This window comes from Azospirillum brasilense, from assembly GCF_022023855.1.
Classification (GTDB): domain Bacteria; phylum Pseudomonadota; class Alphaproteobacteria; order Azospirillales; family Azospirillaceae; genus Azospirillum; species Azospirillum brasilense_F.
Window position 1 is genome coordinate 1777125 of sequence record NZ_CP059450.1, and the last position, 24721, is coordinate 1801845.

At 67.0% G+C, this 24721-nt stretch carries 23 protein-coding genes; 14 read left to right on the plus strand and 9 right to left on the minus strand.

The features are described 5' to 3' along the window. Positions 1–19 precede the first annotated feature (19 nt). Positions 20–841: an ABC transporter permease gene (locus tag H1Q64_RS21485; RefSeq protein WP_103040514.1), complete on the minus strand. Its 822-nt coding sequence runs from the start codon at positions 839–841 to the stop codon at positions 20–22. Between the two features lie 157 nt (positions 842–998). Between H1Q64_RS21485 and H1Q64_RS33870 the strand changes: the two genes are divergently transcribed. Continuing rightward, positions 999–1673 carry a GntR family transcriptional regulator gene (locus H1Q64_RS33870; RefSeq protein WP_269145383.1) on the plus strand — a complete coding sequence of 225 codons (675 nt, stop codon included), beginning with the start codon at positions 999–1001 and terminating at the stop codon, positions 1671–1673. A gap of 20 nt (positions 1674–1693) precedes the next feature. Here H1Q64_RS33870 and H1Q64_RS21500 read toward each other — a convergent pair whose 3' ends face one another. After that, positions 1694–1870 (minus strand): hypothetical protein, encoded by a 177-nt coding sequence (locus tag H1Q64_RS21500; RefSeq protein WP_175429719.1) that lies wholly within the window; start codon positions 1868–1870, stop codon positions 1694–1696. 99 nt (positions 1871–1969) lie between these two features. On the opposite strand from H1Q64_RS21500, the gene H1Q64_RS21505 reads away from it, so the two are divergent. Beyond that, positions 1970–2449, plus strand: a complete 480-nt coding sequence (locus H1Q64_RS21505) for a VOC family protein (protein WP_200485948.1) — start codon at positions 1970–1972, stop codon at positions 2447–2449. A gap of 18 nt (positions 2450–2467) precedes the next feature. On the opposite strand, the gene H1Q64_RS21510 is transcribed toward H1Q64_RS21505, so the two are convergent. After that, positions 2468–3901 (minus strand): MFS transporter, encoded by a 1434-nt coding sequence (locus H1Q64_RS21510; protein WP_237905528.1) that lies wholly within the window; start codon positions 3899–3901, stop codon positions 2468–2470. A gap of 111 nt (positions 3902–4012) precedes the next feature. Between H1Q64_RS21510 and H1Q64_RS21515 the strand changes: the two genes are divergently transcribed. From H1Q64_RS21515 to H1Q64_RS21550, 8 genes are all read left to right on the plus strand, one after another. Further along, positions 4013–4918, plus strand: a complete 906-nt coding sequence (locus H1Q64_RS21515; RefSeq protein WP_237906490.1) for a LysR family transcriptional regulator — start codon at positions 4013–4015, stop codon at positions 4916–4918. A 385-nt stretch (positions 4919–5303) separates the two neighbouring features. Further along, complete coding sequence (locus tag H1Q64_RS21520; protein WP_237905529.1) at positions 5304–6107, plus strand: AraC family transcriptional regulator; 804 nt, start codon at positions 5304–5306, stop codon at positions 6105–6107. Between the two features lie 196 nt (positions 6108–6303). Next, positions 6304–8457 carry a TonB-dependent siderophore receptor gene (locus H1Q64_RS21525; protein WP_237905530.1) on the plus strand — a complete coding sequence of 718 codons (2154 nt, stop codon included), beginning with the start codon at positions 6304–6306 and terminating at the stop codon, positions 8455–8457. Between the two features lie 258 nt (positions 8458–8715). Further along, positions 8716–9390, plus strand: coding sequence for an ABC transporter ATP-binding protein (locus H1Q64_RS21530; RefSeq protein ID WP_419468853.1), 675 nt, complete (start codon positions 8716–8718; stop codon positions 9388–9390). Further along, positions 9387–10283, plus strand: a complete 897-nt coding sequence (locus H1Q64_RS21535; RefSeq protein ID WP_237906491.1) for an iron-siderophore ABC transporter substrate-binding protein — start codon at positions 9387–9389, stop codon at positions 10281–10283. The genes H1Q64_RS21530 and H1Q64_RS21535 overlap by 4 nt, the downstream gene beginning before the upstream one ends. Next, positions 10276–12264, plus strand: coding sequence for a Fe(3+)-hydroxamate ABC transporter permease FhuB (fhuB, locus tag H1Q64_RS21540; RefSeq protein WP_237905532.1), 1989 nt, complete (start codon positions 10276–10278; stop codon positions 12262–12264). Before H1Q64_RS21535 ends, fhuB begins: the two co-directional genes overlap by 8 nt. Before the next feature lie 41 nt (positions 12265–12305). Next, positions 12306–13982, plus strand: a complete 1677-nt coding sequence (locus H1Q64_RS21545; RefSeq protein WP_237905533.1) for an ABC transporter ATP-binding protein — start codon at positions 12306–12308, stop codon at positions 13980–13982. A 95-nt stretch (positions 13983–14077) separates the two neighbouring features. Next, positions 14078–14581 carry a hypothetical protein gene (locus H1Q64_RS21550; RefSeq protein ID WP_237905534.1) on the plus strand — a complete coding sequence of 168 codons (504 nt, stop codon included), beginning with the start codon at positions 14078–14080 and terminating at the stop codon, positions 14579–14581. Positions 14582–14630: 49 nt separating this feature from the next. Here the strand turns inward: H1Q64_RS21550 and H1Q64_RS21555 are convergent, their stop codons facing one another. After that, positions 14631–14852, minus strand: a complete 222-nt coding sequence (locus tag H1Q64_RS21555) for a hypothetical protein (RefSeq protein WP_237905535.1) — start codon at positions 14850–14852, stop codon at positions 14631–14633. 189 nt (positions 14853–15041) lie between these two features. Next, positions 15042–15554, minus strand: a complete 513-nt coding sequence (locus tag H1Q64_RS21560; RefSeq protein WP_237905536.1) for a GNAT family N-acetyltransferase — start codon at positions 15552–15554, stop codon at positions 15042–15044. Between the two features lie 302 nt (positions 15555–15856). On the opposite strand from H1Q64_RS21560, the gene H1Q64_RS21565 reads away from it, so the two are divergent. Then, entirely contained in the window at positions 15857–16033 is a 177-nt protein-coding gene (locus tag H1Q64_RS21565) for a hypothetical protein (RefSeq protein WP_237905537.1), read from the plus strand. Between the two features lie 323 nt (positions 16034–16356). Here H1Q64_RS21565 and H1Q64_RS21570 read toward each other — a convergent pair whose 3' ends face one another. The 3 genes from H1Q64_RS21570 to H1Q64_RS21580 all read right to left on the minus strand — a co-directional run bounded on the left by H1Q64_RS21570 (position 16357) and on the right by H1Q64_RS21580 (position 20667). Continuing rightward, complete coding sequence (locus H1Q64_RS21570; protein WP_237905538.1) at positions 16357–17148, minus strand: DUF3891 family protein; 792 nt, start codon at positions 17146–17148, stop codon at positions 16357–16359. 609 nt (positions 17149–17757) lie between these two features. Further along, positions 17758–18195, minus strand: coding sequence for a hypothetical protein (locus H1Q64_RS21575; RefSeq protein WP_237905539.1), 438 nt, complete (start codon positions 18193–18195; stop codon positions 17758–17760). A gap of 453 nt (positions 18196–18648) precedes the next feature. Beyond that, on the minus strand, positions 18649–20667 hold the full coding sequence (locus tag H1Q64_RS21580) for an ELWxxDGT repeat protein (RefSeq protein WP_237905540.1): 2019 nt from the start codon (positions 20665–20667) through the stop codon (positions 18649–18651). A gap of 412 nt (positions 20668–21079) precedes the next feature. Here H1Q64_RS21580 and H1Q64_RS21585 point away from each other — a divergent pair, with 412 nt between their 5' ends. Further along, entirely contained in the window at positions 21080–21214 is a 135-nt protein-coding gene (locus H1Q64_RS21585; RefSeq protein ID WP_269145384.1) for a hypothetical protein, read from the plus strand. Between the two features lie 437 nt (positions 21215–21651). On the opposite strand, the gene H1Q64_RS21590 is transcribed toward H1Q64_RS21585, so the two are convergent. Next, complete coding sequence (locus H1Q64_RS21590; RefSeq protein ID WP_237905541.1) at positions 21652–22044, minus strand: nuclear transport factor 2 family protein; 393 nt, start codon at positions 22042–22044, stop codon at positions 21652–21654. A gap of 341 nt (positions 22045–22385) precedes the next feature. Here H1Q64_RS21590 and H1Q64_RS21595 point away from each other — a divergent pair, with 341 nt between their 5' ends. Together H1Q64_RS21595 and H1Q64_RS21600 are read left to right on the plus strand one after the other, a co-directional pair. Beyond that, positions 22386–23786: a selenium-binding family protein gene (locus tag H1Q64_RS21595; protein WP_237905542.1), complete on the plus strand. Its 1401-nt coding sequence runs from the start codon at positions 22386–22388 to the stop codon at positions 23784–23786. Next, positions 23783–24451 (plus strand): hypothetical protein, encoded by a 669-nt coding sequence (locus H1Q64_RS21600; protein ID WP_237905543.1) that lies wholly within the window; start codon positions 23783–23785, stop codon positions 24449–24451. Before H1Q64_RS21595 ends, H1Q64_RS21600 begins: the two co-directional genes overlap by 4 nt. The last annotated feature ends 270 nt before the right edge of the window (positions 24452–24721 follow it).

Below are 24721 nucleotides of genomic sequence, written 5' to 3' on the forward strand. Positions count from 1 at the left end.
GCGGGGGGAGGCGGGCCGGTCAGCGGCGGCGCCAGCGGCCGAAACGCTCTTCGACCTTTTGAACGAGAACCGTCAGCGCGTTGGCGAGCAGGGCCACCACCAGGACCGGGGCGAAGGCCTTGGCCGTCTCGAACGCGTTGGTGTAGTTGATGATCAGGCCGCCGAGGCCGGAGATGGAGGTCAGGAACTCCGCCACGATCATCGCGATGATGCCGCGGCCGAGCGCGATGCGCAGGCCGCTCGCCACGTAGGGCAGGGCGTAGGGTGCGATGATCTGGCGGTAGACCATGAACCGCGAGGCCATGAAGGCCTTGCCGATGTCCAGATAGTGCCGGTCCACATTCTTCACGCCGGTGACCGTGTTGATGATCACCGGGAAGACCGCGAACAGGATGATGATCGTGATCTTGGCCAGGAAGCCGATGCCCACCCACAGCATCAGGATGGGGATCAGCGCCACCAGCGGCATGGCGTAGAGCGCGTTGATGTAGGGATCGAGGATCACCTCCACCGTGCGGTTCGTGCCCATCGCGAAGCCGACCACGATGCCGATGACCGAGGCGATGACGAAGCCCAGGACGAAGGTCGACATGCTGTCCAGCGTCGCCGAGAGCAGCTCGCCGTTCAGCAGCAGCTCCCAGGTCGCCACGGCGATGTCGCTGGGCACGGCGACCAGCAGCTTGTTGGCGTCGCGCGCCGCGAATTCCCAGACGGCGAGCAGCAGGACCAGCGTGCCGATTTGAAGCAGCCGCTCGCGGCGCCTCTGCCGGTTGGGGTCGGACGCGGCCTCAGGCTCGCCGGCGCTTTTTGAAACGGCGCTCGCTTGTGCACTCCGCTGCACGCCTGCCTCCTGTGTGCGAGGTGATGGTATGGTGTGGTGGGTGTGGCGTTTGGCCCTCTGGGCCGCCGCCTTGGACCGTCGTTGATACGTATGCTAATCGAAGGTGGTAGTGTGGCGCAAGCAGATCGTCATACTGTCTGACAAGAAGAGAAATTTTATGTCAAATTTGCCGATAAATATTGTCCGCGTCGCCGCTCCCCTGCGTCAGCAGGTGATCGACCTGTTGCGCGCGGCCATCGCCGACGGGCGCTATTCGCCCGGCGACCGGCTGGTCGAGCGCGAGCTGTGCGAGACGTTGCAGGTCAGCCGTCCGATCCTGCGGGAGGCGCTGCGCCAGTTGGAGGCGGAGGGGCTGGTCCACAACGTGCCCCAGCGCGGGCTGGAGGTGGTGACCCTGACGGCGGAGGATGTCCGGCAGATCTACCAGGTGCGCGGGGCGCTGGAGAGCCTGGCGGCGGCGGAGTTCATCGCCCAGGCCAACCCGGAGCAGTGGGCGATCCTCGCCGACGCCATGGCGGCCTTCGAGGCGGCGGCGGCGGAAGGCGTGCCGTCGCGCATCCGCACGGCGAAGACCATGTTCTACGACACGCTGATCGCCGGTTGCGGCAACCCGACGATGGCGCAGATCCTCAAGGCGCTGCACAACCGCATCCAGCTGCTGCGCGGGGTGTCGCTGGCCGAGCCGGGGCGGCTGCCCAACACGATCCGCGAAATCCGCGAGATCTTCGAGGCGATGACCGCCCGCGACACGATGCGCACGCGCCAGCTCTACGACGAGCACATCGCCAGCGCCGCCCGCGTGACCATGCAGGCTTTAGCCGCCGGACGATAATGTCTGGGCGATAAGGGCGATCAGGCGCCGCCGATGCCCTCGGTGAAGGTCTCGCCGGTCCTGGGGTCGATGTCCTCGCCGGTTCCCGGCGTGCCGGGCGCGGCCTCGTCACGGTCGCTGGCCGGTTTCCGGCTGTCGGGATCGTAGCTGCGCGGGGGATGGACGGCGGTGTCGTCCGGCTTCTTCGGGTCGCTCATGCGCCACCTCTGCGAAAGGGATTGCAACCTTCCCGTCAACAAGGGCGGCGGCGTATCCTCACGCGAACCGGCGACGCACCGACAGGGAAGGGACACGCCATGACGACCGCCAAAAACACCATCTGCCTCTGGTACGACAAGGACGCGGAGGCCGCGGCCCGCTTCTACGCCACGGTCTTTCCCGACAGCGCGGTGGGGGCCGTTCACCGCGCGCCCGGCGATTACCCGTCCGGCAAGGCGGGCGACGTGCTGACGGTGCAGTTCACGGTCGCCGGCATTCCTTGCCTTGGCCTCAACGGCGGGCCGACCTTCAAACACAACGAAGCCTTCTCGTTCCAGATCGCCACCGACGACCAGGAGGAGACCGACCGCTATTGGAACGCCATCGTCGGCAACGGCGGGCAGGAAAGCGCCTGCGGCTGGTGCAAGGACCGCTGGGGCGTCTCCTGGCAGATCACGCCGCGCGTGCTGACCGAGGCGCTGGCGGCCGGCGGCGACGAAGCCGGGCGCGCCTTCGCGGCGATGATGGGCATGACGAAGATCGATGTCGCCGCGATCGAGGCCGCAAGGCGCGGCTGACGATCCCCGGAGGGAAGGTTACCGGCCGGGGGCCGACGCCTCCACGGTCTCCGCCGCACCGCTCGCGGGAACGCGCAGCAGGCTGGTCAGGCCGCCCGCCAGGGTGAGGGCGGCGGCCACGGCGAGGCCGAGGCGCGGCGCGGCTTCCGGGCCGGACAGCAGCGAGAACAGCACGGTCATGAGCACCGCGCCGGCGGTCTGCCCGACCAGACGCGCGGTGCCCTGCATCCCTCCGGCGGCGCCGCTGCGCGTCTTGGGCACGGTCAGCAGCATGTTGCGGTTGTTGGGCGTCTGGAACAGCCCGAAGCCGAAACCGCACATCACCATGAAGGCCAGCAGCGGCCGCGCGTCCTGCCCGAGCGGCCAGACCGCCGCCAGGGCGAGACCGGCTGCGAGGAGCAGGCCGCCCAGCGCGCACAGCCAGCCCGTGCCCACGCGGTCGGACAGCCGGCCCGCGATGGGTGCGGCAACGGCGGTCGCCAGCGGCCACGGCACCAGGAACAGCCCTGCCGTGACGATGTCCTGGCCGAGCCCGTGCTGCAGGTAGAAGGGCAGGGCCACGGCGGCGGCCATCTGGCCGGTGAAGCAGAGGACGGAGGCGACGACCGACAGGCGGAAGGAGCGCACCCGCAGCAGATCGAACGGCACCAGCGGCGCCTCGCGGTCCTTTTCGCGCCGGACCAATCCGGCGAGGCAGAGCGCCGCGGCCAGCAGCAGCGCGCCGCCGCGCAGGGGCTGCGCCGCGACGGTCTCGGCCCCCATCACCAGGGCGGCGAAAAAGCCGGCGTTGAGGGCGACGCTGGCGGGATCGAGGCGGCGCTTGGTTCCCGCGACGGCGGGCAGCGCGCGGGCGGTCGCCAGAACCACGAGGCCGACCGGGATGTTGACCGCGAACAGGACGGGCCAGGGGGCGACGGCGAGGATGCCCGACCCGATCGTCGGTCCCGCCGCCGAGGCCAGCGCGATGGCCAGCGCGTTCCAGCCGATAGCGGCGCCGAGCAACCGCTGCGGATAGACGAAGCGCAGCAGCGCGACGCCCAGCGCCATCACCGCCGCGCCGCCCAGCCCCTGCACGAAGCGCGCGGCGATCAGCCAGGGCAGCGTCGGCGCCAGGGCGCAGCCGGCGGAGGCCGCGGTGAACAGCAGCACCCCGCCGGTGAACACCCGGCGGTGCCCAAGGCTCTCGCCGAGGGCGCCGACGGGCAGGAGCGCGATCACCAGCGCCAGCTGGTAGGCGGTGATGATCCAGACGGTGTCGGCGGGCGGAACCCCGAGGGTGCCGGCGACGGTTGGCAGGGCGATGTTGGCGATGGCGCCGTCGAGCACGACGAGCACGATCGCGGCGATGACGGACGCGCCGGCCACGGCGCGGCGGGGCATGGGCAGCCCGTCCGGATGCGGGCCTTTCGGGTGCATGGTTTCGGGCGTTCGGGCGATGGTGGAACGGGGCATCGGCGTCTCCAACAGGGGTTGGATCAATGTCGCTCTCCCCTTGGCATGGCGGAAGACGCCGCCTGTGCAGGTTATTCCTGCATGGAACGCCATGTGTTAACCTCGCGCTCCATGGCCGATCCCGATCTCAACCTGCTCATCGCGCTCGACGCATTGCTGTCGGAGGGCAGCGTCGTCAAGGCGGCGCGACGGCTCGGCCTCAGCGACTCCGCGATGAGCCGCACCCTGGCGCGGCTGCGCGAGGTCACCGGGGACCCGCTGCTCGTCCGGGCCGGGCGCGGCCTCGTCCCGACGCCGCGGGCCATCCAGTTGCGGGAGCGGGTGCCCGCCCTCGCCGAGGAGGTCCGCGCGGTGCTGCGTCCGGCGGAGGCCATCGACATCGCCCGGCTGGAGCGCAGCTTCACCCTGCGCGCCAGCGAGAGCTTCATCGAGGTCTACGCCGCCCGGCTGGTCGGCCGCGTTGCCGCCGAAGCCCCCGGCGTCCTTTTGCGCTTCGCGCCGCGGGGGAACCGCGACGCGCAGGCGTTGCGCGACGGTCTGATCGACCTCGACATCGGGGTGCATTCGGAAACCACGCCGGAGCTGAAGGTGCAGAGCCTGCTGCGCGACCGGCTGGTCGCCGCCGTGCGGGAGGGCCATCCGCTGACCCGGCTGGAGACGGTGACGCCGGAACAGTACGCCGCCTGCGGCCATGTGCTGACCTCGCGGCGCGGGCTGGTGCGGGATCGGATGGACGAGGCGCTGGCCGCCCTCGGCCTCGCCCGCAAGGTGGTGGCGGTGGTGCCGAGTTTCCCGGCGGCCCTGGCGATCGTCCGCGACTCCGACCTGACCGCCCTGGTGTCCGAGCGTCAGCTCGCCGCGGGCGTGGCCGGGGTCCGCACCCTGCCGCTTCCCATCTCTTTGGATGAGGTCGTGGTGACGCAGATGTGGCATCCCCGGCAGGACGCCGACCCGGCCCACCGCTGGCTGCGCGGGGTGGTGCTTGCGGCTTGTCGGGAGGCGGCGGGCGCGGCCTGATTTGACAAGCGTGAATTGGGTGGCAGGAGGCGACAGGGGAGGGTGCCGGCTGTCTGCAAAGCGCCATCACCGGACCCCAGAGCCCACCCATAATCTTGCGTTTTGACGCCCTGACCCACGCCTCGGCGCCTCCTGCCGGTCAATCTACACATTACCCAGCCGTCCACCCCCACCACACTTCGCCCGCAGGCATGGCAGCAAGTAAGAATGCGACTTGTTCGCAATTGCATATTGCCCTATAGGTCTGGCGGCTCGGGGGAGGATTCCGGGGGTCTGTTCAATCCGCTGGCTGGGAGGCCGATCCATGCCGTTCCATCCCAGAATGCAAAGCAGCACGGAAGGGTTCACCATCCTCGGGGACCTTCAGTGGCGCGCTTGGAACGGGATGATCGCCGACATCTGGAACGTCGCCTGCGACCAGAACGGCCAGGGCGAGTATGTCTCCGAAGCCCCGCGGCTGGTGGTGGTCCTCGATCAGGTGGGGGAGGGCGGGCTGCACGTCACCGCCTCGCCCGGCCGGGGCGAGGCCGGCCGGCTCAGCCGGCGCGAGCCGCTGAGCTACGTGCCCGCCGGTCTGCGGGTGTGGTCGCGCACGGTGAACGTCCGCCGGCTCACCCATCTCGATCTCCATTTCGACATGTCCGTGCTGGGGGGCCGCTTCGTGGACGGGCTGGATGTCCGGGGCATGGAACGGCCGCGGCTGAATTTCGCGGATGAGCGGCTGTTCGCGCTGGCCCGCCTGATCGCGGCGGAATGCCGGATGTCGGCGAACCTGCACGACCTCTACGGCGAGAGCCTGATGGCCGCGCTGTTCGTCGGCCTCGCGCAGGCGGAGCCCGTCGCCGAACGCAAGCGGGGGCAGTTGCCGCCGCGCCAGTTGAGGCGCGTCACCGACTACATCGAGGAGCATTGCAGTCGTCCCATCCGCCTGCAGGAACTGGCCGAGCTGACCGGCCTGTCCACCACCCATTTCTGCACCGCCTTCAAGGCCTCGACCGGCCTGCCGCCCCACAAATGGCAGATGCGGGTCCGCGTGGAGCGGGCCAAGAGCCTGCTGACCGGATCGGACATGACGCTGGCCGCCGCCGCGGTGATGGCGGGTTTCTCCGATCAGGCGCACCTGACGCGCGTCTTCCGCCAGATCGTCGGCACCACACCCGCCGCGTGGCTGCGCAACCAGTGCGGCTGAGGCGGGGCATCGCCCGACGCACCGCCCGACGCCCCCTGGGACCGACGAATGCCGGAAGATTGTCCAACCCATCCAAAGACCGTTCAATCGCGCCGCTTCATGCACATGCTAATCATTCGCAACAACGAAGGCGCTTCGGTACCCGCCGGTCCGAAGGCGCTTCGCGGATGCCGCATACAGTCCGAGGCCGATTGCGATGAGTGATATTTCCAACACGCGACTGACCCGCTTCCTCTTGAACGGCACGGCGCTCGCCGCCCTGCTGGTGCCGGCGCTCGCCCAGGCGCAGGACGCGACCGCCCCGGCGGTTCTGGCTCCGGTGACCGTCGAGGGCAGCCGGGCCGTCGACACCGCGACCAGCCCGGTCCGCGGCTATGTGCCCGGCCGCTCGGCCACCGGGTCCAAGACCGACATTCCCCTGGAGGCGGTCCCGCAATCCGTCTCGGTGATCGGGCGCGAGGAGATGGACGACCGCGGCGCGCAGAAGGTGGACGAGGCGCTGCGCTACACCCCCGGCGTCTTCAGCCAGCCCTTCGGCCCGGACAGCGACACCAACTGGATCTTCATCCGCGGCTTCCAGGCGACGCAGACCGGCATCTACCAGGACGGGCTCCAGCTCTACAGCTACGGCTTCGGCGGCCAGTTCGTGGACAGCTACACGCTGGAGCGGATCGAGGTGCTGCGCGGCGCCTCCTCCGTCCTCTACGGTGGCAGCAACCCCGGCGGTCTGGTGAATTACGTCTCCCGGCGGCCCGGCGACACGCCGGTGCGCTCGGTCGAGGCGGGGATCAACCAGCATGGCACCGCCCATCTCGGGCTGGACGTCGGTGGTGCCATCGACCCGACGCTGAGCTACCGGCTGACCGGGCGCATCGCCGGCGGCGACAGCTACACCGACTTCGCCGACGGCTTCCGCGGCACCATCTCGCCGAGTTTCAAGTGGTCGCCGAACGAGCGCAGCACGCTGACGGTGCTGAGCAACTACACCGACATCGACGAGACGCACAACGGCGGCGCCTTCCTGCCCTATGTCGGCACGGTGAAGCCGGCCCCCTTCGGGCGCATCGACCGCAAATCCAACTTCACCGAGCCGGACATCGACACCTACCGGCGCCGTCAGGCCTCCATCGGCTACGAGTTCGAGCACCGCTTCGACAATGACCTGACCTTCCGCCAGAACGCCCGCTATGGCTACAGCCGTGTCCACGAGGTCACGGTCTATCCCTTCGGCTACAACGGCTTCTCGGCGGTGCCGACCGATCCGAACAACCTGCTGTCGCGCATCAATTTCGAGCACACGACCAAGGTCAACACCTTCCTGATCGACAACCAGCTCGAATCCAAGTGGCAGACCGGGCCGGTCGCCCACACGGCGCTGGTCGGCGTCGACTACAAGTATTTCAAGATGGATCAGGTGCAGGCGTCCGGCTCGGCCACGCCGATCAGCGCCACCAACCCGATCTACGGCGCCGCGCAGGGCCAGCGCTTCTCCTACATCGACCAGGAGCTGACGATGGGTCAGCTCGGCGTCTATCTCCAGGACCAGATGCGCTTCGGCCAGGGCTTCCTGGTGACGCTGAACGGTCGCTACGACATCGCCTCGACCGACGCCGAAGGCACGCCCGCCTACGACGGCAAGGACGGGAAGTTCAGCGGGCGCGCCGGTCTGGCCTACGAGTTCGCCAACGGCGTGACGCCCTATGTCAGCGCCTCCACCTTCTTCAACCCGGTGCTGGGATCGTCGGCGGTGGCCGGCGTGTTCAAGCCGGAAACCGGCCAGCAGTACGAGGTCGGCGTCAAGTACCGCCCGGCCTGGATGGACGCCATCTTCACCGCGGCCCTGTTCGACCTGACGCGCACCAACGTGGTGACCGGCCCCTTCAACGCCGAGACGCAGCTTGGCGAGGTCAACTCGCGCGGCATCGAGCTTGAGGCGAAGGCCAACATCACGCCGAACCTGAAGGCGGTCGCCTCCTTCACCGCGCTGGACCTCGACATCAAGAAGGACGCCAACCCGGCGCTGATCGGCAAGACCCCCTACATCGTGCCGCAGGTCCAGGGCTCGGCCTTCCTCGACTACACCTTCCGGGAAAGTGCGCTGGACGGCGTGTCGGTGGGCGGCGGCGTGCGCTACGTCGGCTCGTCCTGGGCCGACAACGAGAACACACTGAAGGTTCCCGCCGCCACCGTCTTCGACGCGCGGATCGGCTACAAGCCCGCCGCCTGGGGCGTGAATCTCGCCGTCACCAACCTGTTCGACAAGGAGTATGTGGCGAGCTGCCAGACCCAGTTCTCCTGCGGCTACGCCGAGGGTCGGACCGCCCTGCTGACCGTCAACATGACGTGGTGACCAGGTTAAATCCCCTCTCCCCTCTGCTCACGCGCAAACACAGTTTGCGCTGACGCGACAGGCGGACCTTTGGTCCGCCGAAAGCGGGGAGAGGGTTAGGGTGAGGGGGTTGCGCTTTTGCCGAACGTAAAACCAGGACCGATGAGCCAAGACCAGACCCAACCCCTCTACGACCTCGCAGGCGTAAGCTTCTCCGTTGCCGGACGGGCGATCCTGTCGAGACTGTCGCTCCGGCTGGATCCGGGGCGGATCTATGGGCTGGTCGGCCCCAACGGATCGGGCAAGAGCACGCTGATCCGCCTGCTGGCCCGCCAGCAGCCGCCGGGCGGTGGCGCCATCCGCTGCCTGGGGACGGACCTCGCGCGGATCGGCGACCGCGACTTCGCGCGCACCGTCGCCTACATGCCGCAATTCACCCCGCCCGCCGAGGGCATGACGGTGCGGGAGCTGGTGGCGCTGGGCCGCTTTCCCTGGCACGGCGCGCTCGGCCGCTTCGGGGCGGAGGACGCCGCCAAGGTGGCTGAAGCCATCGCCGAAACCCACCTCGACGCCTTCGCCGACCGGCTGGTCGACAGCCTGTCGGGCGGCGAGCGGCAGCGCGTCTGGCTGGCCATGATGCTGGCGCAGGACACGCGCTGCATGCTGCTCGACGAGCCGACCTCGGCGCTGGACATCGCCAGCCAGGTGGAACTGCTGGGGCTGGTGCGCCGGCTGAGCCGGGCGCGCGGCATCGGCGCGGTCATCGTGCTTCACGACATCAACATGGCGGCCAGCGTCTGCGACGAGATCCTGGCGATGCGCAACGGCGCGCTGATCGCCCAGGGCACGCCGGACGCCATCATGACCGGCGAGACGCTGGGGGCCATCTACCGCCTCGCCATGGCGACCGTCCCGCACCCGGTAACCGGCAAGCCGATCGGTTGCGTGCTGTGACGGGGCGCCCGACGATCACCCGCCGCCGCGCGCTGGGGCTGGCCGCCGGGGCGGTGCTGCTGCCCCGCCTCGGGCACGCCGCGTTCGGGCGGCGGGTCGCCGCCATCGACTGGGCGGGGCTGGAGACGGCGCTGGCCCTGGGCATCGTGCCGGTCGCCGCGACCGAACTGATCCAGTTCCGCAAGGTCGTCGTCGAGCCGGAGGTCCCAAAGTCGGTGATCGACCTCGGCTTGCGCGGCACGCCCAATTACGAGGCGCTGACGCTGGCCAAGCCGGACCTCATCCTCACCTCCAACTACTATGAGGGGCAGCGGGCCAGCCTGGAGCGGGTGGCGGAAACCCTGTCGCTGCCGATCTACCAGCCGGGCGTGCCGCCCTACACGCTCGCCGCCGAAGCGGCGCTGACCCTCGGCCGGGCGCTGGGTCGGGAGGCGGAGGCCCGCGCCTTCGTCGCCGGGGCCGACGCGGAGATCGCCCGGCTGGGCGACTCCCTGAGCGGCACCGTCCGCCGCCCGGTGCTGGCGATCAACTTCGGCGACGCCCGCCATGTCCGCGCCTTCGGTGACGACAGCATGTTCGGCGCGGTGCTCCAGCGGTTGGGGCTGCGCAACGCCTGGGCCTCGCAATCGAGCTACAGCGCCGCGGCACCGCTGGGGATCGAGGCGCTGGCGCGCATGCCGGACGCCATCACCGTCGTCGTTCCGCCGCTGCCCTCCGACGTGGTGCGGGGGCTGGACGACAGCGCCCTGTGGCAGGCCCTGCCGATGGTGCGGGAAAAGCGCGTGAGCGTGATCGAGCCGGTCAACCATTTCGGCGGGCTTCCGGCGGCGCTGCGCTTCGCCCGCCTCGTCACCGCCGCCCTGCTGCGGCCGGAGTCCGTCCGCCATGGCTGAGCGCATGGCCGTCAACCGCATCCTGCTGTGGAGCGGGCTGGCGCTGGCCGCCGCCGCGCTGTCCGCTTGGCAGGTCGCCGGGCATGCCGCGGCGCCATCCATACCCTTGCCGCCGGACGCCGCGTGGCTGGACGGCGTCATCCTCTATCACGGCGTGCTGCCGCGCATCGCGGTGGCGCTGGTCGCCGGGGCGGCGCTCGGCCTGTCGGGGCTTCTGCTCCAGCGCGTGCTGCGCAACCCGCTGGCCGAACCCTCGACGCTCGGCGTGTCGGCGGGCGCCCAACTCGCCCTGACGCTGGGGATGCTCTACGCCCCGGCACTGATGGACGGCGCGCGGGAGGGGGTGGCGCTGGCCGGCGGGTTGGCGGCGGTCGGGCTGATCCTCGCCATGACGTGGCGGCGCGGGCTGGAGCCGGTGGCCGTCGTGCTGGCCGGCATGATGGTCGCCCTGACCGCGACGATGGGCAGCGCCGCGCTGATCCTCGCCAACGGCGAATATCTCTTCTCCATCTTCCTCTGGGGCGGCGGGGCGCTGGCGCAGCAGAGCTGGGGGCCGACGCTGACCATCGCCGTTCGGCTGCTGATCGGCGTTGGCGCGGCCTTTCTGCTGATGCGCCCGCTGGCCATCCTCGGGCTGGACGACGCCAGCGCCCGCAGCCTCGGCGTCGCCCTCAACGCCACGCGCTTCGGCGTCATCGGGGTCGCTGTCTGGCTGGCGGCCAGCGTGACGGCGGAGGTCGGGGTGATCGGCTTCGTCGGTCTCGCCGCTCCGGCGTTGGCGCATCTCAGCGGCGCGCGGACCCAAGGCCAGAGGCTGGTCGCCGCCCCGCTGATCGGCGCGCTCCTGCTCTGGTTGACCGACGGGCTGGTGCAGCTTCTGGCCGGGGTGGACGGAGAGCGGGTGCCGACCGGGGCGGCGACGGCGCTGCTCGGCGGCCCGCTGCTGCTCTGGCTGCTGCCGCGCCTGCGCATGTTCGAATGGCCGTCGCTGAACAGCCGTCCCGCACCGTCGCACCGCAGTGCGCACCCTTACCGGCTGATCGCCCTGTTCGCCGTCTTCGGCGCGGTTGCCGTGGGCCTCGCGCTCACGGTCGGCTACGGGCCGGGCGGCTGGACGTTGTCCACCGGCCTGCTGCTCGACACGCTGCTGGGCTGGCGCGGTCCGCGCGTGGCGGTCGCCGCGGCGGCGGGGGCGATGCTGGCCGCCGCCGGAATGCTGTTGCAGCGGGTGACCGCCAACCCGCTGGCCAGCCCGGAAATCCTCGGCGTCGGCACCGGGGCGGGGGTCGGGCTGACCGCCGCGCTGTTCCTCGTCGCGGCCCCCGGCTTCGGTGTGCAGCTCGCCGCCTCGGCGGCGGGGGCGGTGCTGACTCTGGCCGCCATGCTGGCCCTGTCGCTGCGCGCCGGCTTCGGTCCGGAGCGGCTTCTGCTCGCCGGCATCGCCATGAGCGCCCTGTGCAGCGCCGTCCTGACCGCGGTCATCGCCACCGGCACGCCGCAGGCCTTCGCGCTTCTGCGCTGGCTAAGCGGCTCGACCAACGAGGCCGGTCCGGGCGACGCCTGGTTCTGCGTCGGCACGGCGGTGCTACTGCTGGCAACCCTGCCGCTGACCGCCAAGTGGCTGGACATCCTGCCGCTGGGCGACGTGACGGCGCGGGCCGTCGGGTTGCCGGTGCGGCGCTGCCGCGTCCTGCTGGTGCTGCTGGCCGGGCTGCTGACCGCGGCGGCGGCGCTGTTCGTCGGGCCACTGAGCTTCATCGGCCTGATCGCGCCGCATCTTGCCCGGCTGGCCGGGCTGGGTCGTCCGCTCCAGCAGGGGATCGGGGCCGTTCTGATCGGTGCCGGGCTGATGGTGGTGTCGGACTGGCTGGCCCGCACCGTCGCCTTCCCCTATCAATTGCCGCTCGGCCTATTCGCCGCGCTGCTCGCCGGCCCTTATCTGGTCTGGCTGCTCGGCCGCTCCGACGCCCGCGCCCATTGACCTCGCCTGACCCTTTCCGCTGTTCCGCAATGAGAAGAGCCATGCTTCGCCGCTTCCTCTCCTACTACCGCCCCTTCACCGGCCTGCTGGTCCTCGACATCGTCTGCGCCGTCCTGTCGGGCCTGCTGGAGCTGGGGTTCCCGATGGCCGTGCGCGCCTTCGTCGACCAGCTCCTGCCGACCCAGGACTGGCCGCTGATCGTCGCCGCCACCGTGGCGCTGCTGGCGATCTACATGGCGAACGGCGGGCTGATGGCCATCGTGACCTACTGGGGCCACATGCTCGGCGTGAACATCGAGACGGAGATGCGCCGCAAGAGCTTCGACCATCTGCAGAAACTCTCCTTCAGCTTCTACGACAACAACAAGACCGGCCATCTCGTCGGGCGGGTCACCCGCGACCTGGACGAGATCGGCGAGGTGGCGCACCACGGTCCGGAGGACCTGCTGATCGCGGTCATGACCTTCGTCGGCGCCTTCATCCTGATGGCGGTGGTGCATCTTCCGCTGGCGCTGATCACCGCGGCCATCGTACCGGTGATCGCCTTCGTGACCAGCCGCTACGGCGGGCGGATGACGAAGAACTGGCAGTCGCTCTATTCCCGCGTCGGCGACTTCAACGTCCGCATCGAGGAGAATGTCGGCGGCATGCGCGTGGTCCAGGCCTTCACCAACGAGGACCATGAGCGCAAGCTGTTCGCCGAGGACAACGACCGCTACCGCACCACCAAGCTCGCCGCCTACAAGATCATGGCGGCCTCGACGACGCTCAGCTACATGAGCATGCGGCTGATCCTGATCGTCGTCATGCTGACCGGCGCCCATTTCGTGCTGGTGGGCGAGCTGACCCAAGGCGGGTTCTTCGCCTTCCTGCTGCTGGTCAACACCTTCTTCCGCCCGATCGAGAAGATCAACGCGGTCATCGAGACCTACCCCCGCGGCATCGCCGGCTTCCGCCGCTACACCCAGCTGCTCGACACCCAGCCGGACATCGCCGACGCGCCGAACGCCGTTCCGGCCCCTCCGCTGAAGGGCGACATCCGCTACGAGGGCGTGTCCTTCGGCTACGACCCGGCGCGCCCGGTGCTGAAGGGCGTCGATCTGTCGATCAAGGCCGGCTCCACCGTCGCCTTCGTCGGGCCGTCGGGCGCCGGCAAGACGACGATCTGCTCGCTGCTGCCGCGCTTTTACGAGGTCATGGCGGGGCGCATCACCATCGACGGCGTGGACATTCGCGCCATGACTCTGGCCTCGCTGCGCCGGCAAATCGGCATCGTCCAGCAGGACGTCTTCCTGTTCGGCGGCACGATCCGCGAGAACATCGCCTACGGCCGTCTCGGCGCCGGCGACGCGGAGATCATGGAGGCGGCGCGGCGGGCGCATCTCGACGGGCTGATCGCGTCGCTGCCGGAAGGGCTCGACACGATCATCGGGGAGCGCGGCGTGAAGCTGTCCGGCGGGCAGAAGCAGCGCCTGACCATCGCCCGCATGTTCCTGAAGAATCCGCCGATCCTGATCCTCGACGAGGCGACCTCCGCGCTCGACACCCAGACCGAGCGGGAGATCCAGAAGTCGCTGATGGAGCTGGCGGAGGGGCGGACCACCCTGGTCATCGCCCATCGTCTGGCGACCATCCGCAACGCCGACGAGGTCTATGTCGTCGGCACCGAGGGCGGCCTTCAGCGCATCACCCACGAGGAGCTTGCGGCGCGCGGCTGATCGCGCCGCGTCCTGGGTCGCGGAAACGGTCCTCGGCGCGGCACCATCGCTTCATCGCCCTGTTTGTGGACGTGAGTCACAGGCAGGAGGGCGACATGGCATCGCGCGCCGAGCGCACCAACCCCCGTTTGTGGGAGACGGTGAAGGCAAGCATCTTGAAAGGCGGCAAGGGCGGCGAGCCCTGCCAGTGGTCCGCCCGCAAGGCTCAGATGGCCGTTCAGGAATACAAGCGGTGCGGCGGCGGTTACGCGGGGCCAAAAAGCGCGGACAACAGCTTGAGCCAGTGGAGCGACGAGGAATGGGACACGGGTTCCGGCAAGCCGAGCGGGGAAACGGGGGAACGTTACCTCCCCCGGCAGGCCCGCGAGCACCTGTCCAAAGCGGACTACCGGCGCACCAGCGACAAGAAGCGCGCCGATACGAAGAAGGGCAGACAATTCTCCAAGCAGCCGGACGACGTTGCCCGGAAGACGGCGCCGTTCCGGCACCATGCCGACGAGAACGCGACCCGCGCGGCCCTCTACGAGAAGGCAAAGCAGCGGAACCTGCCCGGCCGGTCCCGCATGAGCAAGGAGGAGCTGCAGAAGGCGCTCTCCTGACCCGTCACGCGATCGGCGCTCTCCCGGCTTGGAGAGGACCGTGCACAGGTTACTCGCGCATCAGCGTCGGCAGGTCCATGGCGACGCGGCCGATGTCCTCGCGGCGCAGGTCCCGCGCGGCCAGTTCGGCCCTGCTCAAAGCCGACAGCTCACAATAGACGGTATAGGCGGCGGAAGCCTCGAACCAAGCGCTCACGAACTCACGGACGCCCTTGACGATGCCCGACAGAAGACCGTCGTGATCGGTGTGCGAAGCGGTGGTGTAGGCCATGGTGCATCTCCCTCATGTCTGATGGAGACGACCTTACACTGGCATACCAAATACCAGATACGCGGAGTGTGCAACGCAGCGAGGCAATAAAATTACAGCCAACTCAAGCATCTGTCTGACGAATTGTTGGAAGACAAAATATTTCGTGCACTCTTCATGGATCCCGGAGCGGCGCACGGCGAGCCGCCATCAGAGCATTTTCCTCATGGCGCAACGCTGTGCGACGGGGAGCCCGGCCCGCTCCTCCGCGTCCAGAACGGCGCGCAGACGGGCCCCGAGTTGCCCGTCATCCAGTGTGACGAAGCCAAGCCTCTGATAATAGGGTTCGTTCCACGGCACGGCCCTGAAGGTGGTCAAGGTCAGGGAGGGGATGCCATGGCCGGCGGCGTGGCGCTGGGCCGTTTCGATCAATTGCCGCCCGAGGCCATGGCCCTGCTGGTCGTGGTGGACGGCCACCTGCCAAAGGTGAAGGGCATCGGGAGTCGCCGTGCCGTTCAGGAAGGCGGCGAGTCCATACCCTGCCAATTCAGCGACGAATGCGACGCCGTCGGCGATCAGGGCGCGATGCCGCTCCTCCGACTGGACGTCGTCGTCGGCAATCCACTCCAGCCCCGCCCGTTGTCGGAAGATCACGCCGGAACTGCGCTCGATCCCCGGCAGGGCGGGGGCATCGCACGGGGTTGCCGGTCGTATGCGGATCATTGATGCCCCACTCCCAAGCCATGGATGTCCGAGATACAAAACGGGCGGAGCCTTTGGTGCTTCAGCCAAAGAATGATAAGTGAATGTCTTGAAATTCAATGGTGTCAATATGCTCTCTCATTCCGAATGGGAATCTTCTAGCGCAAAACTTGATAGATGGAGGCTTCATTCGCTCAAAGAATGATCAGCATCTGATTGGCGTTGGTGCATGGAGGCATTGGCGGACCAAATGGCGGGGCGCCCGGCAGCCGCGGCGTTGGCGAAAGCTGCACCTGTATGTGGACGCAGCGTCCTTAAGCATCGTGGGCGCGCTGCTGACGACCACCGAGGCCGGCGACGCCTCGCAGGTCGGCCCCTTGCTTGAGCATACGGTCATTCCGCCACGCGCCACCGCGGTGCCCAGCGACACCGCTGCCAACAGCCCGACACAGCGCGATCATCACATCCAGCGGATCGCCGAAACCGGACGCATGGGCTGAGAGGAAGGTCAAATACGGCCGTCGGTCCAAGGGCGAAACGGCTAGGGCGCGCGACAAGGGCATCCTCGGTGACCGCTTGCACGCCCGGACTCTGCCCGCCCAGCAAGCCGAGGCCATGATCGGTGTCGCCGCCCTGAACCGCATGTTCGAGGCAGGACGCCCGGTTTCGGTTCGCAAGGCGTAACTGGTACCAGAAAGGACGAACAGACCGCCCGCCTCCGTGCACCAACGCTACATTGATCCGGATGGCAACTTGCTGCGGGTCGGCGCACCCATCACGCCAAATACTCTATATGGCTCCAGCCCGAGCGGATAAACCGACGTTACGGATGCCTCAACACAGTTGAGATGGTGACGGGCTCCGCATCGTTCAGCGCCTGACGCATCGCCCGCTCGTCGGTGAAACGGCCGCGCAGGAGCCGCCCCTCGCAGACCACCTCGACATGGTCGGCAGCGAAGGGCCAAGGATCAACGGCCAGTTCCGTCGGGTTGCCAGACGGTGAACGGAGGTGGATCTCCGTCCGGGCCTCGCCGATGGTCGGAACATTGGGAATGCACGCTTCGCTGGTGTGACCCCATCCGATCTGCAAGGACATGCGGTCCACAGCGGCGACAAGCAATCGGTTGCGCTCGATCGCTGGCGGGGAGAGAGCTGGCGTGTAACGCGGGTTGCCCGACAGCGCCTCGATGCAGGCGCGTTGGAAGCGGTGCTGGTCGTCCAGGAAGCGGCGAACCAGCGCGGCATCCTCCGGCGGTGCCTTGGCGAAATCGAAAAAGCTGCCGTAGATCGTGTCGGCGTGCAGCGAGACGAGGAGGGCCGGATAGCGCCCGAACGCGAGCGCGCGGCGCACCCCGTCCGTCCAAAGGCTGGTATGGATGGCCGCACCAAGTTCCTGGAAGCTGTGCGGGCGGGCGGTCCGGGGGTTCAGCGTCGGCTCGGCTTCCCAGGACAGCCAGCCGATGTCGTGCAGTTCCGCCCCGAGGCAGACCTCCTCGTAGGGTACGGGCGGAGCGAAGACCCCATTGCCCCAGGCGCGGAGCAGTTGGCCCGACAGCCAGGCATGGCTCGGCTGTGGGATGGCGATCACATCTTTGCCGACATCGCGAAACAGCATGGTTCATTCCCCAGCTCATGGTCGAGCGCGAAGCCGGCGACCTAGGCCCTGTAAACGGATGCTGCCGGGGATCGTCTCTTTGGATGCTGGTGTGCCGGTCGGCCGAATGGATGGAACGCTCGTCCCGCTTACCCAATCACACCAAATCGGTCATGGACTCATCCGCGTTCCCCTTGGCCTGGTTCAAAAAGCCCACGCTGCCCGGGCAGCATGAGGCGCACCTCCAACCCATTGCGGAGAAGACCCGCTTTGGGTCAAGCCGGGTTCATTGGCTCGGCAGGCTGGACGGCAGCGTCCTCGGGTTCCGCTGGCGCGGCGGGGACGGGCTCCGCATCGTCCTCCTCCGGAGGGCGGCCAACGCAGGTCCCATCAGGGCGGGCGAATGGTGACAAGGTCCGGGGTGCGGGCCGGTGAGACTTCATGGTGCCTCCTCTCCTCACGCCAGAACACGGTCCAAGCGGCATCGTCACGGGGAAATGCTGAAAAACCTAATTGCGGTCGGGCGTCTTGGCATGCTGAATGTTGAGTAACGTGCGCATGCGGGCCGAGACGACCTCTGGCTTGGCCGGATGAAACGCGGCCCAATCCGACACCGCTGATCTTGCGCGTTTACCGCACGCAGTTGCCGACGATCTGGTAACAGAGGGTGGCGTCGCGGTTCTGGTTGTAGCGGACCTCGACGATGCGGTCCTCACGAAGAACGACCGTGGCCTCGCACCGGTAGGTCCGGACATAGGTCGTCACGTCGGGCTCCCAGAGCAGCGGTCCCCGTGGTCCCAGCCATGGATTGGGCTCCCAATCGACATCGCGGTCGATGAGGGTCTGTTGCCGGCTGTAGACCATGAACTCGGCGTCGCCGCCGGCGGTCATGCGTTCCGGCACGCCGGCGCACGCCATGAGATCCCCCTTGCTCATGCCGACCATGGCCGTTGGGGCGCGCAACGCCAGCTCCGCCTGCGGGTTGGCGCAAGACCCCGTCAGAACGGCAACGGCCGCCAGAAATCCGCAACGCCGGACCGTCGTCGTCCACCCTTCGGCAATGGCCATGACTGCTCCTGATGGTTGGCTGGGCGGTTCCATGCCCTGAACAGGAAACAACGGACCGGCCACGATGGATTTGTTTAACAAGCGTTGCTGACTGGAGCCGTTTGTTCGCGCGTCGTCCGCACCATGTGGTCAGGGCGCCTCAGCGTTCGCCGACATGGGTCTGCTCGATTGCTTCATACGAGGACCAATTCGTCACCATGAACCGCATCTTGAGGATGCGGTGGCGACGGGCAGCGTTGTCCTTGAAGGGCATGTCGGGCGCGGTGGTCAGGGCAACGGGGCCGCCCTTCTACACGGCGCGTTCGACCCCGCCAACCGGTCCGGCTCTCCTCCGTGCACCAACACTCCGTCTCACCAAATGTGAGCCGGAATCCCTTTCCCGTCTCAGGAAATCCGGTCCCAGAACGGGACGGAATCTCGGGTCCGACCGCCAAGGATCTCGGGCCACTACAGTTAGAGGCTTGGGTCGATGACCGTAAAGCGGAGGTCCTGTGCGATCGCATCCAGGACGAGGATGCTGTCTCCGCCTCCGAGATCGACATGCACGCTTCCCCCCAATTCGATGACGTGCTCTGCCCGCCATGCCGCCGTACCGATGTCCTGCTCGAATCCCTTCAGAATGATGACGTCCAGCAGCGGGTCGAGGGCGATCAGCACATCAACGCCGCTGCCTGGGGCGAAGAAGAATTGGTCGCTCTCGCCGTCCCGCTCGGCAAGCAGCACATCATCGCCGGCACCACCATCCACGATGTCCCGCCCAGCCCCCGGCACGAGGACATCCCGCCCGGACATGCCATAAAGGCGATCGGCACCTTCCGCCCCGTCGATGAAGTCTGCGCCGGCGCCGCCGTTCAACCGATCGTCCCCGGCACCGGCCAAGATGTGGTCGTCACCACCCAATCCATGAATCCGGTCCGCACCATCTCCGCCCAGCAACGTGTCGTTGCTTTCAGATCCTCGGTGGATACCGTCCGGTGCTGCGATGACACCGAGCAGCTTGGCCGTGTGATCCCAATAGTCGTTCCCTATTCCAGGGGGAAGCTCCGCGAGTACGATGGTGCCGTCCGTCGTGCCGTCGGACAGGAAGAACCGATCGGTTTTGGCGGCGTAATCACGATCGAACCCCAGCATGTGGCCATCAAGATCCCCGAGGAGCTTGTCGCCGAAGGCTCCCCCCGATGTGTCCTGCACCTTGTGTGTGCCTTCGGGCGTGCCATCGGTCACCCACAGAGCAGCGGGATTGGCTCCGCTCTGGTCCGTCAGAAAGAAGGCCCGGCCGCCGGCAATCTCAATGTCCTGGTACATCCAATCGTTCTGATGAAGTTCGGCGGTGCCCCCAGGTGTGCCGTCGCTCGCCAGCAGGCGTTGCGAGCCCGACCAATAGCTTTCGTCTAAGAAGAGAAGGCGATCTCCATCATCGCCGGGCAGTCCCGTATCGAGCCATCCGACCGGGTTGGCGAGTTCCTGGCTCGGCAGAAAGCTTACCTTGCCAGTAGCCTCTTCCAGAATTCCGATCAGCGAGGCAGAACCTTGTTCCACCCGGTAGGTATCCATGTCGGTTGTGAACACCACATGGCCGTTACGCACGCCGGCGATCCGCTCAAGGTCCCAGCCCTGCATAGTCAGGTCGCCAAGGTAGCGCGTGCCCTCGGACGTGCCATCGGTGACCCAGAAGGTTGAATGACGGACGGCGGTAGGCCATTCCATGCTCCCGGTCCAGTCGATCACATTCGTGACTGACACCACGATCCCCTCGGGCGAGGAGGAATAGCGGACGGCCCCGCTGTCGGGGATGAGGTTCGCAAATGCCGTCGCGGTGCCGTTGGCATTGACGAAGGTGAGCTTGGAAGGCCAGGACGCCGTCCCCTCGTGAAAGGCTACCCCTCCGTCATTCATGCTGACCAGCGTTATGCCGTAGGACCAGGAGGGCAGCGGCGCCATCGCATGGAAGAGGAGAGTTCCGGCGGCGGTGCCATCGGAACTCCAGATCCCATCCTGAGTGTCACCGTCTGCGTGCAGGTAGATCCGGCCGTGTGCAGCTGTCAACGCCGATGGGGAGGACCCTTGTGTCCCTGGCATGAGGTCAGCGACCATCCGCGTCCCCGCCGCGGTTCCGTCGCTCACCCACAGTTCGCGGCCGTGGATCCCATCGTCCGCAGTGAAGAACAGCCGGTTGCCGACCAAGGTCAGGTCGTCCGGGGTGCCTGATGCGGCGCCGGCCGCAGCGTCGAACATCCGGGTCCCGCCGCTGGTGCCATCCGTGACCCAGAGTTCGCGTCCGTGCAGGCCGTCGTCGGCGGTGAAGAATACCTTGCCGCCGGCAACGACAGCGTCCTGGGGAGCGCTTCCCTCCTCGCCGGGTCTGATGTCGGCAATAAGACGCGTTCCCAACGGCGTGCCGTCGGTGACCCAAAGTTCAGCGCCCGTGTTTTGCATTGTGGCTGTGAAGACAGCGATCTTCGTTAGTGACATGCCCCCTCCAATCGGATGAAGCATTGATCAGAAGATAGCGTGTTGCAGAATGACAATTTTGGGATGAGCGCACCCTAAACATAGTTGGGTTACTTTATTTTTATAGTCTTTGCAATCTTAATACTGTGTATGGCCCATGATGGGGATGGGGCATAGGACAGGCGTGATTATACGTTAATGGGGGGCAAACCAAGAGCCTCTGTCCTCCAAGCTGTGCCGGACCGCAACGGAAGGCTTCGTCCGATGACATCCCAAGCGGGATCGGGACCCTGCTGCGTGTCGAAACACAGTAAGAGCCGGTTTTCAGAACGCGTTGAGCCGGTTGGCGACGATGAAGATGGCCGCCGCGGTGAGCAGATGATCGGCCAGTCGGTGATCAATGTGAAGTCGGGCGGCTGGGTGCGCGCTCGACATGGTGGTGCTGAAGTTCCGCCGGGAAGGGGCCGAGGTCGAAATCGTCGGCCTGAACCATGCCAGCGAAACCATCGTGGACAAGTTGGCGATTCACGACAAACCGGGTGCCATGGAGCGCCTGCCGGCCCATTGAGGGAGGATGGGCAATGACATGCCTGCTGACACTGGTAGACGGCTCAGCCTTCACGCCGAGCGTTTGTGACCATGCCGCCTGGGCCGCCGGGAGGAGTCCGCCGCGCGCCCTGACTTCACCGGCAGCCTCAGCCGCCATGACACCCTCGGCCCCGCCGACTTGGCGGTCATCGCCCGGCGTCGTCGACCGCTCAACCGCCCCCAAGTACAAAACAACCATTTGGAGCAACATCACCGCGGGGTGAAAGGGCGCACACGGCCGATGCGCGGCTTCGACCAGCCGAACAGCGCTCACCGCTTCTGCCGCGCTCATGATGAGGTGCGCAACGTCCTGCCGTCGGCGACCAAGCGCAAGCAGCACGTCCCGGCCGCGCTGCGCCCACTCGCCAGTCCTGGCGTGAGAGCTGACGGAACCCTCGATGGGATAGGAGGGAGGCTTCAGGAGGTTCGAGCAGGCGCGCAGCTAACCTCATCCCATGCTTGAACAGTAAGATGCCGGGCGATCCGACCGTCGCGCAGCTCGAGGGTCATCGCCGACATCACATGGCACCCGTCAGGGTAGGCGCACTCCTCAACGAAGGCGGCGCGGTCCGCCCCAATCACCTCTCGACCGACACGATGCGTCATGTTCCTGGAGCAGACATCGCGCCAGAATGCCGTGATTTCTTCTTTGCCCAACAGCGTCATCGGCGCGCTGGGCGGACGGTTGCGATCGACGATGATCATCTCGGCATCATCGGTATAAAACTGGACCAGTGTGTCGGCATCGCTGCATTCGATGGCTCGTTTCAGGTCACTGAAATCGATGGTTTTCGCTGCCGACGTGGTCATGGCACCCCTCCATGGGAAAGTTAAGGTGCGAAGGTGCCAAAATACGCCTCTGGATGCGGCAAGTCCGCAGCGCGGATGGGTATGGAAAGGCCGTCCTCGCGTTCACGGAGCCCGCAGATCAGGCCATCGGCGTGGGACCTATGGATGTGGATGGCGCATAAGACGCGCCGGGGTTCCAGCACCACCTGATCACCATGCGTTTATCCCAATTATTCTGAACCAGATTTGGGATGACTAAACCCACTTATGGAAGAACCGACAAGCCCCTTTCCTTCGCATCACGAACCTCTGTGTCGCGATACCCTCCTTGTTAGGCGCGTGGCGACTTGAGAGGTTCCTCCATGGCCACTTGGACCCCCGATCCCAGCTTCTATCCGTCTCCACGTATGGCGATGCAAGCTCCCCCGGAGCGGCTGGCCTATGTGGCGATGTTGAACACGGACACCGACGCCCGCCCGGATGCCCTCGGTGTCGTCGACGTCGACCCCGGCTCTTCGGGGTACGGCCGGATCATCAGCCGCCTCGACATGCCAAATGTCGGTGATGAGTTGCATCATTTCGGCTGGAACGCCTGCAGTTCCGCTTTGTGCCCTTATGCGCCTCATCCGCACGTCGAGCGCCGCTACCTCATCGTACCGGGGCTGCGGTCCTCGCGCATTCACATCGTGGACACCAAGGCGGACCCAGCCCATCCAAAGATCGCCAAGGTGATCGAGCCGGAGCAGCTGGCCGCCCGCGCCAACTATTCCCGCCCCCACACGCTGCATTGCGGTCCCGAGGGCATCTATGTCAGCGCGCTCGGCAACGGCGGGGGCAATGGCGGTGGGCCGGGCGGCGTGTTCCTTATCGACCATGAGACGTTCGACGTGCTCGGCCAATGGGAGATCGACCGCGGCCCGCAGTTCCTCTCTTACGACGTCTGGTGGCATCTCGGCCAGGATACGATGATCACCAGCGAATGGGGTACGCCCGACATGATCGAGGACGGCCTCAACCCGGAACTTCTGCTGGGTGCGAAGTATGGTCGACGAGTCCACTTCTGGGACCTGCACCGCCGCCGGCACCGGCAGACCATCGATTTGGGTCCGGAGTATCAGCTGGCACTGGAGTTGCGCCCGGCGCACGATCCGACCAAGGCGCATGGCTTCATGAACGCTGTGGTCAATCTGAAGGATCTCTCCTCGTCGATCTGGCTGTGGCATCGCGACGGCGAACAGTGGGCAATGCGGAAAGTCATCGATATCCCGGCTGAACCGGCCGATCCAGATCAACTGCCGCCCATTCTCAAAGGCTTCAAGGCGGTGCCGCCGCTGGTCACCGACATCGACCTGTCGCTGGACGACCGTTGGCTGTACGTGTCGTGCTGGGGCACCGGAGAGATGCAACGCTACGACGTCTCTGACCCCTTCCGACCCAAACTGACCGGCTCGGTCCGGTTGGGCGGGATCGTCGGGCGCAGCCGACACCCAAGTGCTGAAGGAGACCTGAACGGCGGCCCGCAGATGGTCGAGGTCAGCCGTGACGGCAAACGGGTCTATTTCACCAACTCGCTGTACCGGAGCTGGGATGAGCAGTTCTATCCCGAGGGCATCAAGAGTTGGATGGTCAAGCTCGACGCCTCCCCGGAGGGTGGTCTGAGCATCGACGAGCGGTTCTTCCTGCGGTTCGACGACGGTTTCCGCGGACACCAGATCCGGCTGGAAGGCGGCGACGCGTCCTCGGACTCGTACTGCTATCCATGAGCGATGCGTGGCAGTGGCTGGCGCTGATCGGCCTCGGCGCCTTTCACGGAGTCAACCCGGCCATGGGGTGGCTCTTCGCCGTAGCTCTCGGACTTCAGGAAGGCCGCCGCGGGGCGGTGGTCAAGGCGCTGCCACCCATCGCGCTGGGCCACGCGCTGTCAGTGCTGATGGTGGTGATCAGCTTTACCATGGTCCAACTGGTCATCCCGCCAGATCTCCTGAAGCCGGCCACGGTGACGGTGCTGATCGGCCTTGGTGGCTATCGGCTGGTGCGTGGCTACCGGCATCGGGTGCGGGTCGGCATGCGCACAGGTTTTGCCGGGCTGGCGCTGTGGTCGTTCCTGATGGCATCGGCGCACGGGGCCGGGCTGATGATCCTGCCCCTGCTGCTGGGCATGCTCGCGCCGGCCCAACTGATGGCGCTGTCGCTGTGTGGACCGGGAGCCGAGATGACGGGCATGATTGCCGCACTCGGGTCAGCGGCCGCCGGGCTGGCTGTCGTCCTGGTGCATATGGCGGCCATGCTGGTGGTAATCGCGATCGTGGGGCTGGTGGTCTTCGAGACCGTCGGGCTCGGTATCCTGCGCCGTGGCTGGGTGAATTTCGATCTGGTGTGGGCGGGCGCTTTGATCGGCACCGGGATTGGTCTCCTCCTCCTGAGGTGACTGGCTTTGGCGCTACCAACGGGGTGTTGCAGCGAGGTGAGCGGAGCAAGAGATCGCCCCACCCCCGTTGGCGCTCAGGCAACGCAAACGGATTCAGGGCGTCCAAGGTCGAGCATACGGTCAAGGGCTGCGACGCCAACGGCGACCCTATACTCGCCAAACCCCCAACACCGCCAGCCTCCGATGATTTATGCGCCAACGTCGCGCGACACGGCTGACCGCCGCGAGGGGCGGCAGGCCTTTGCCGGAAAAACGTAAGCCGGTTTACAT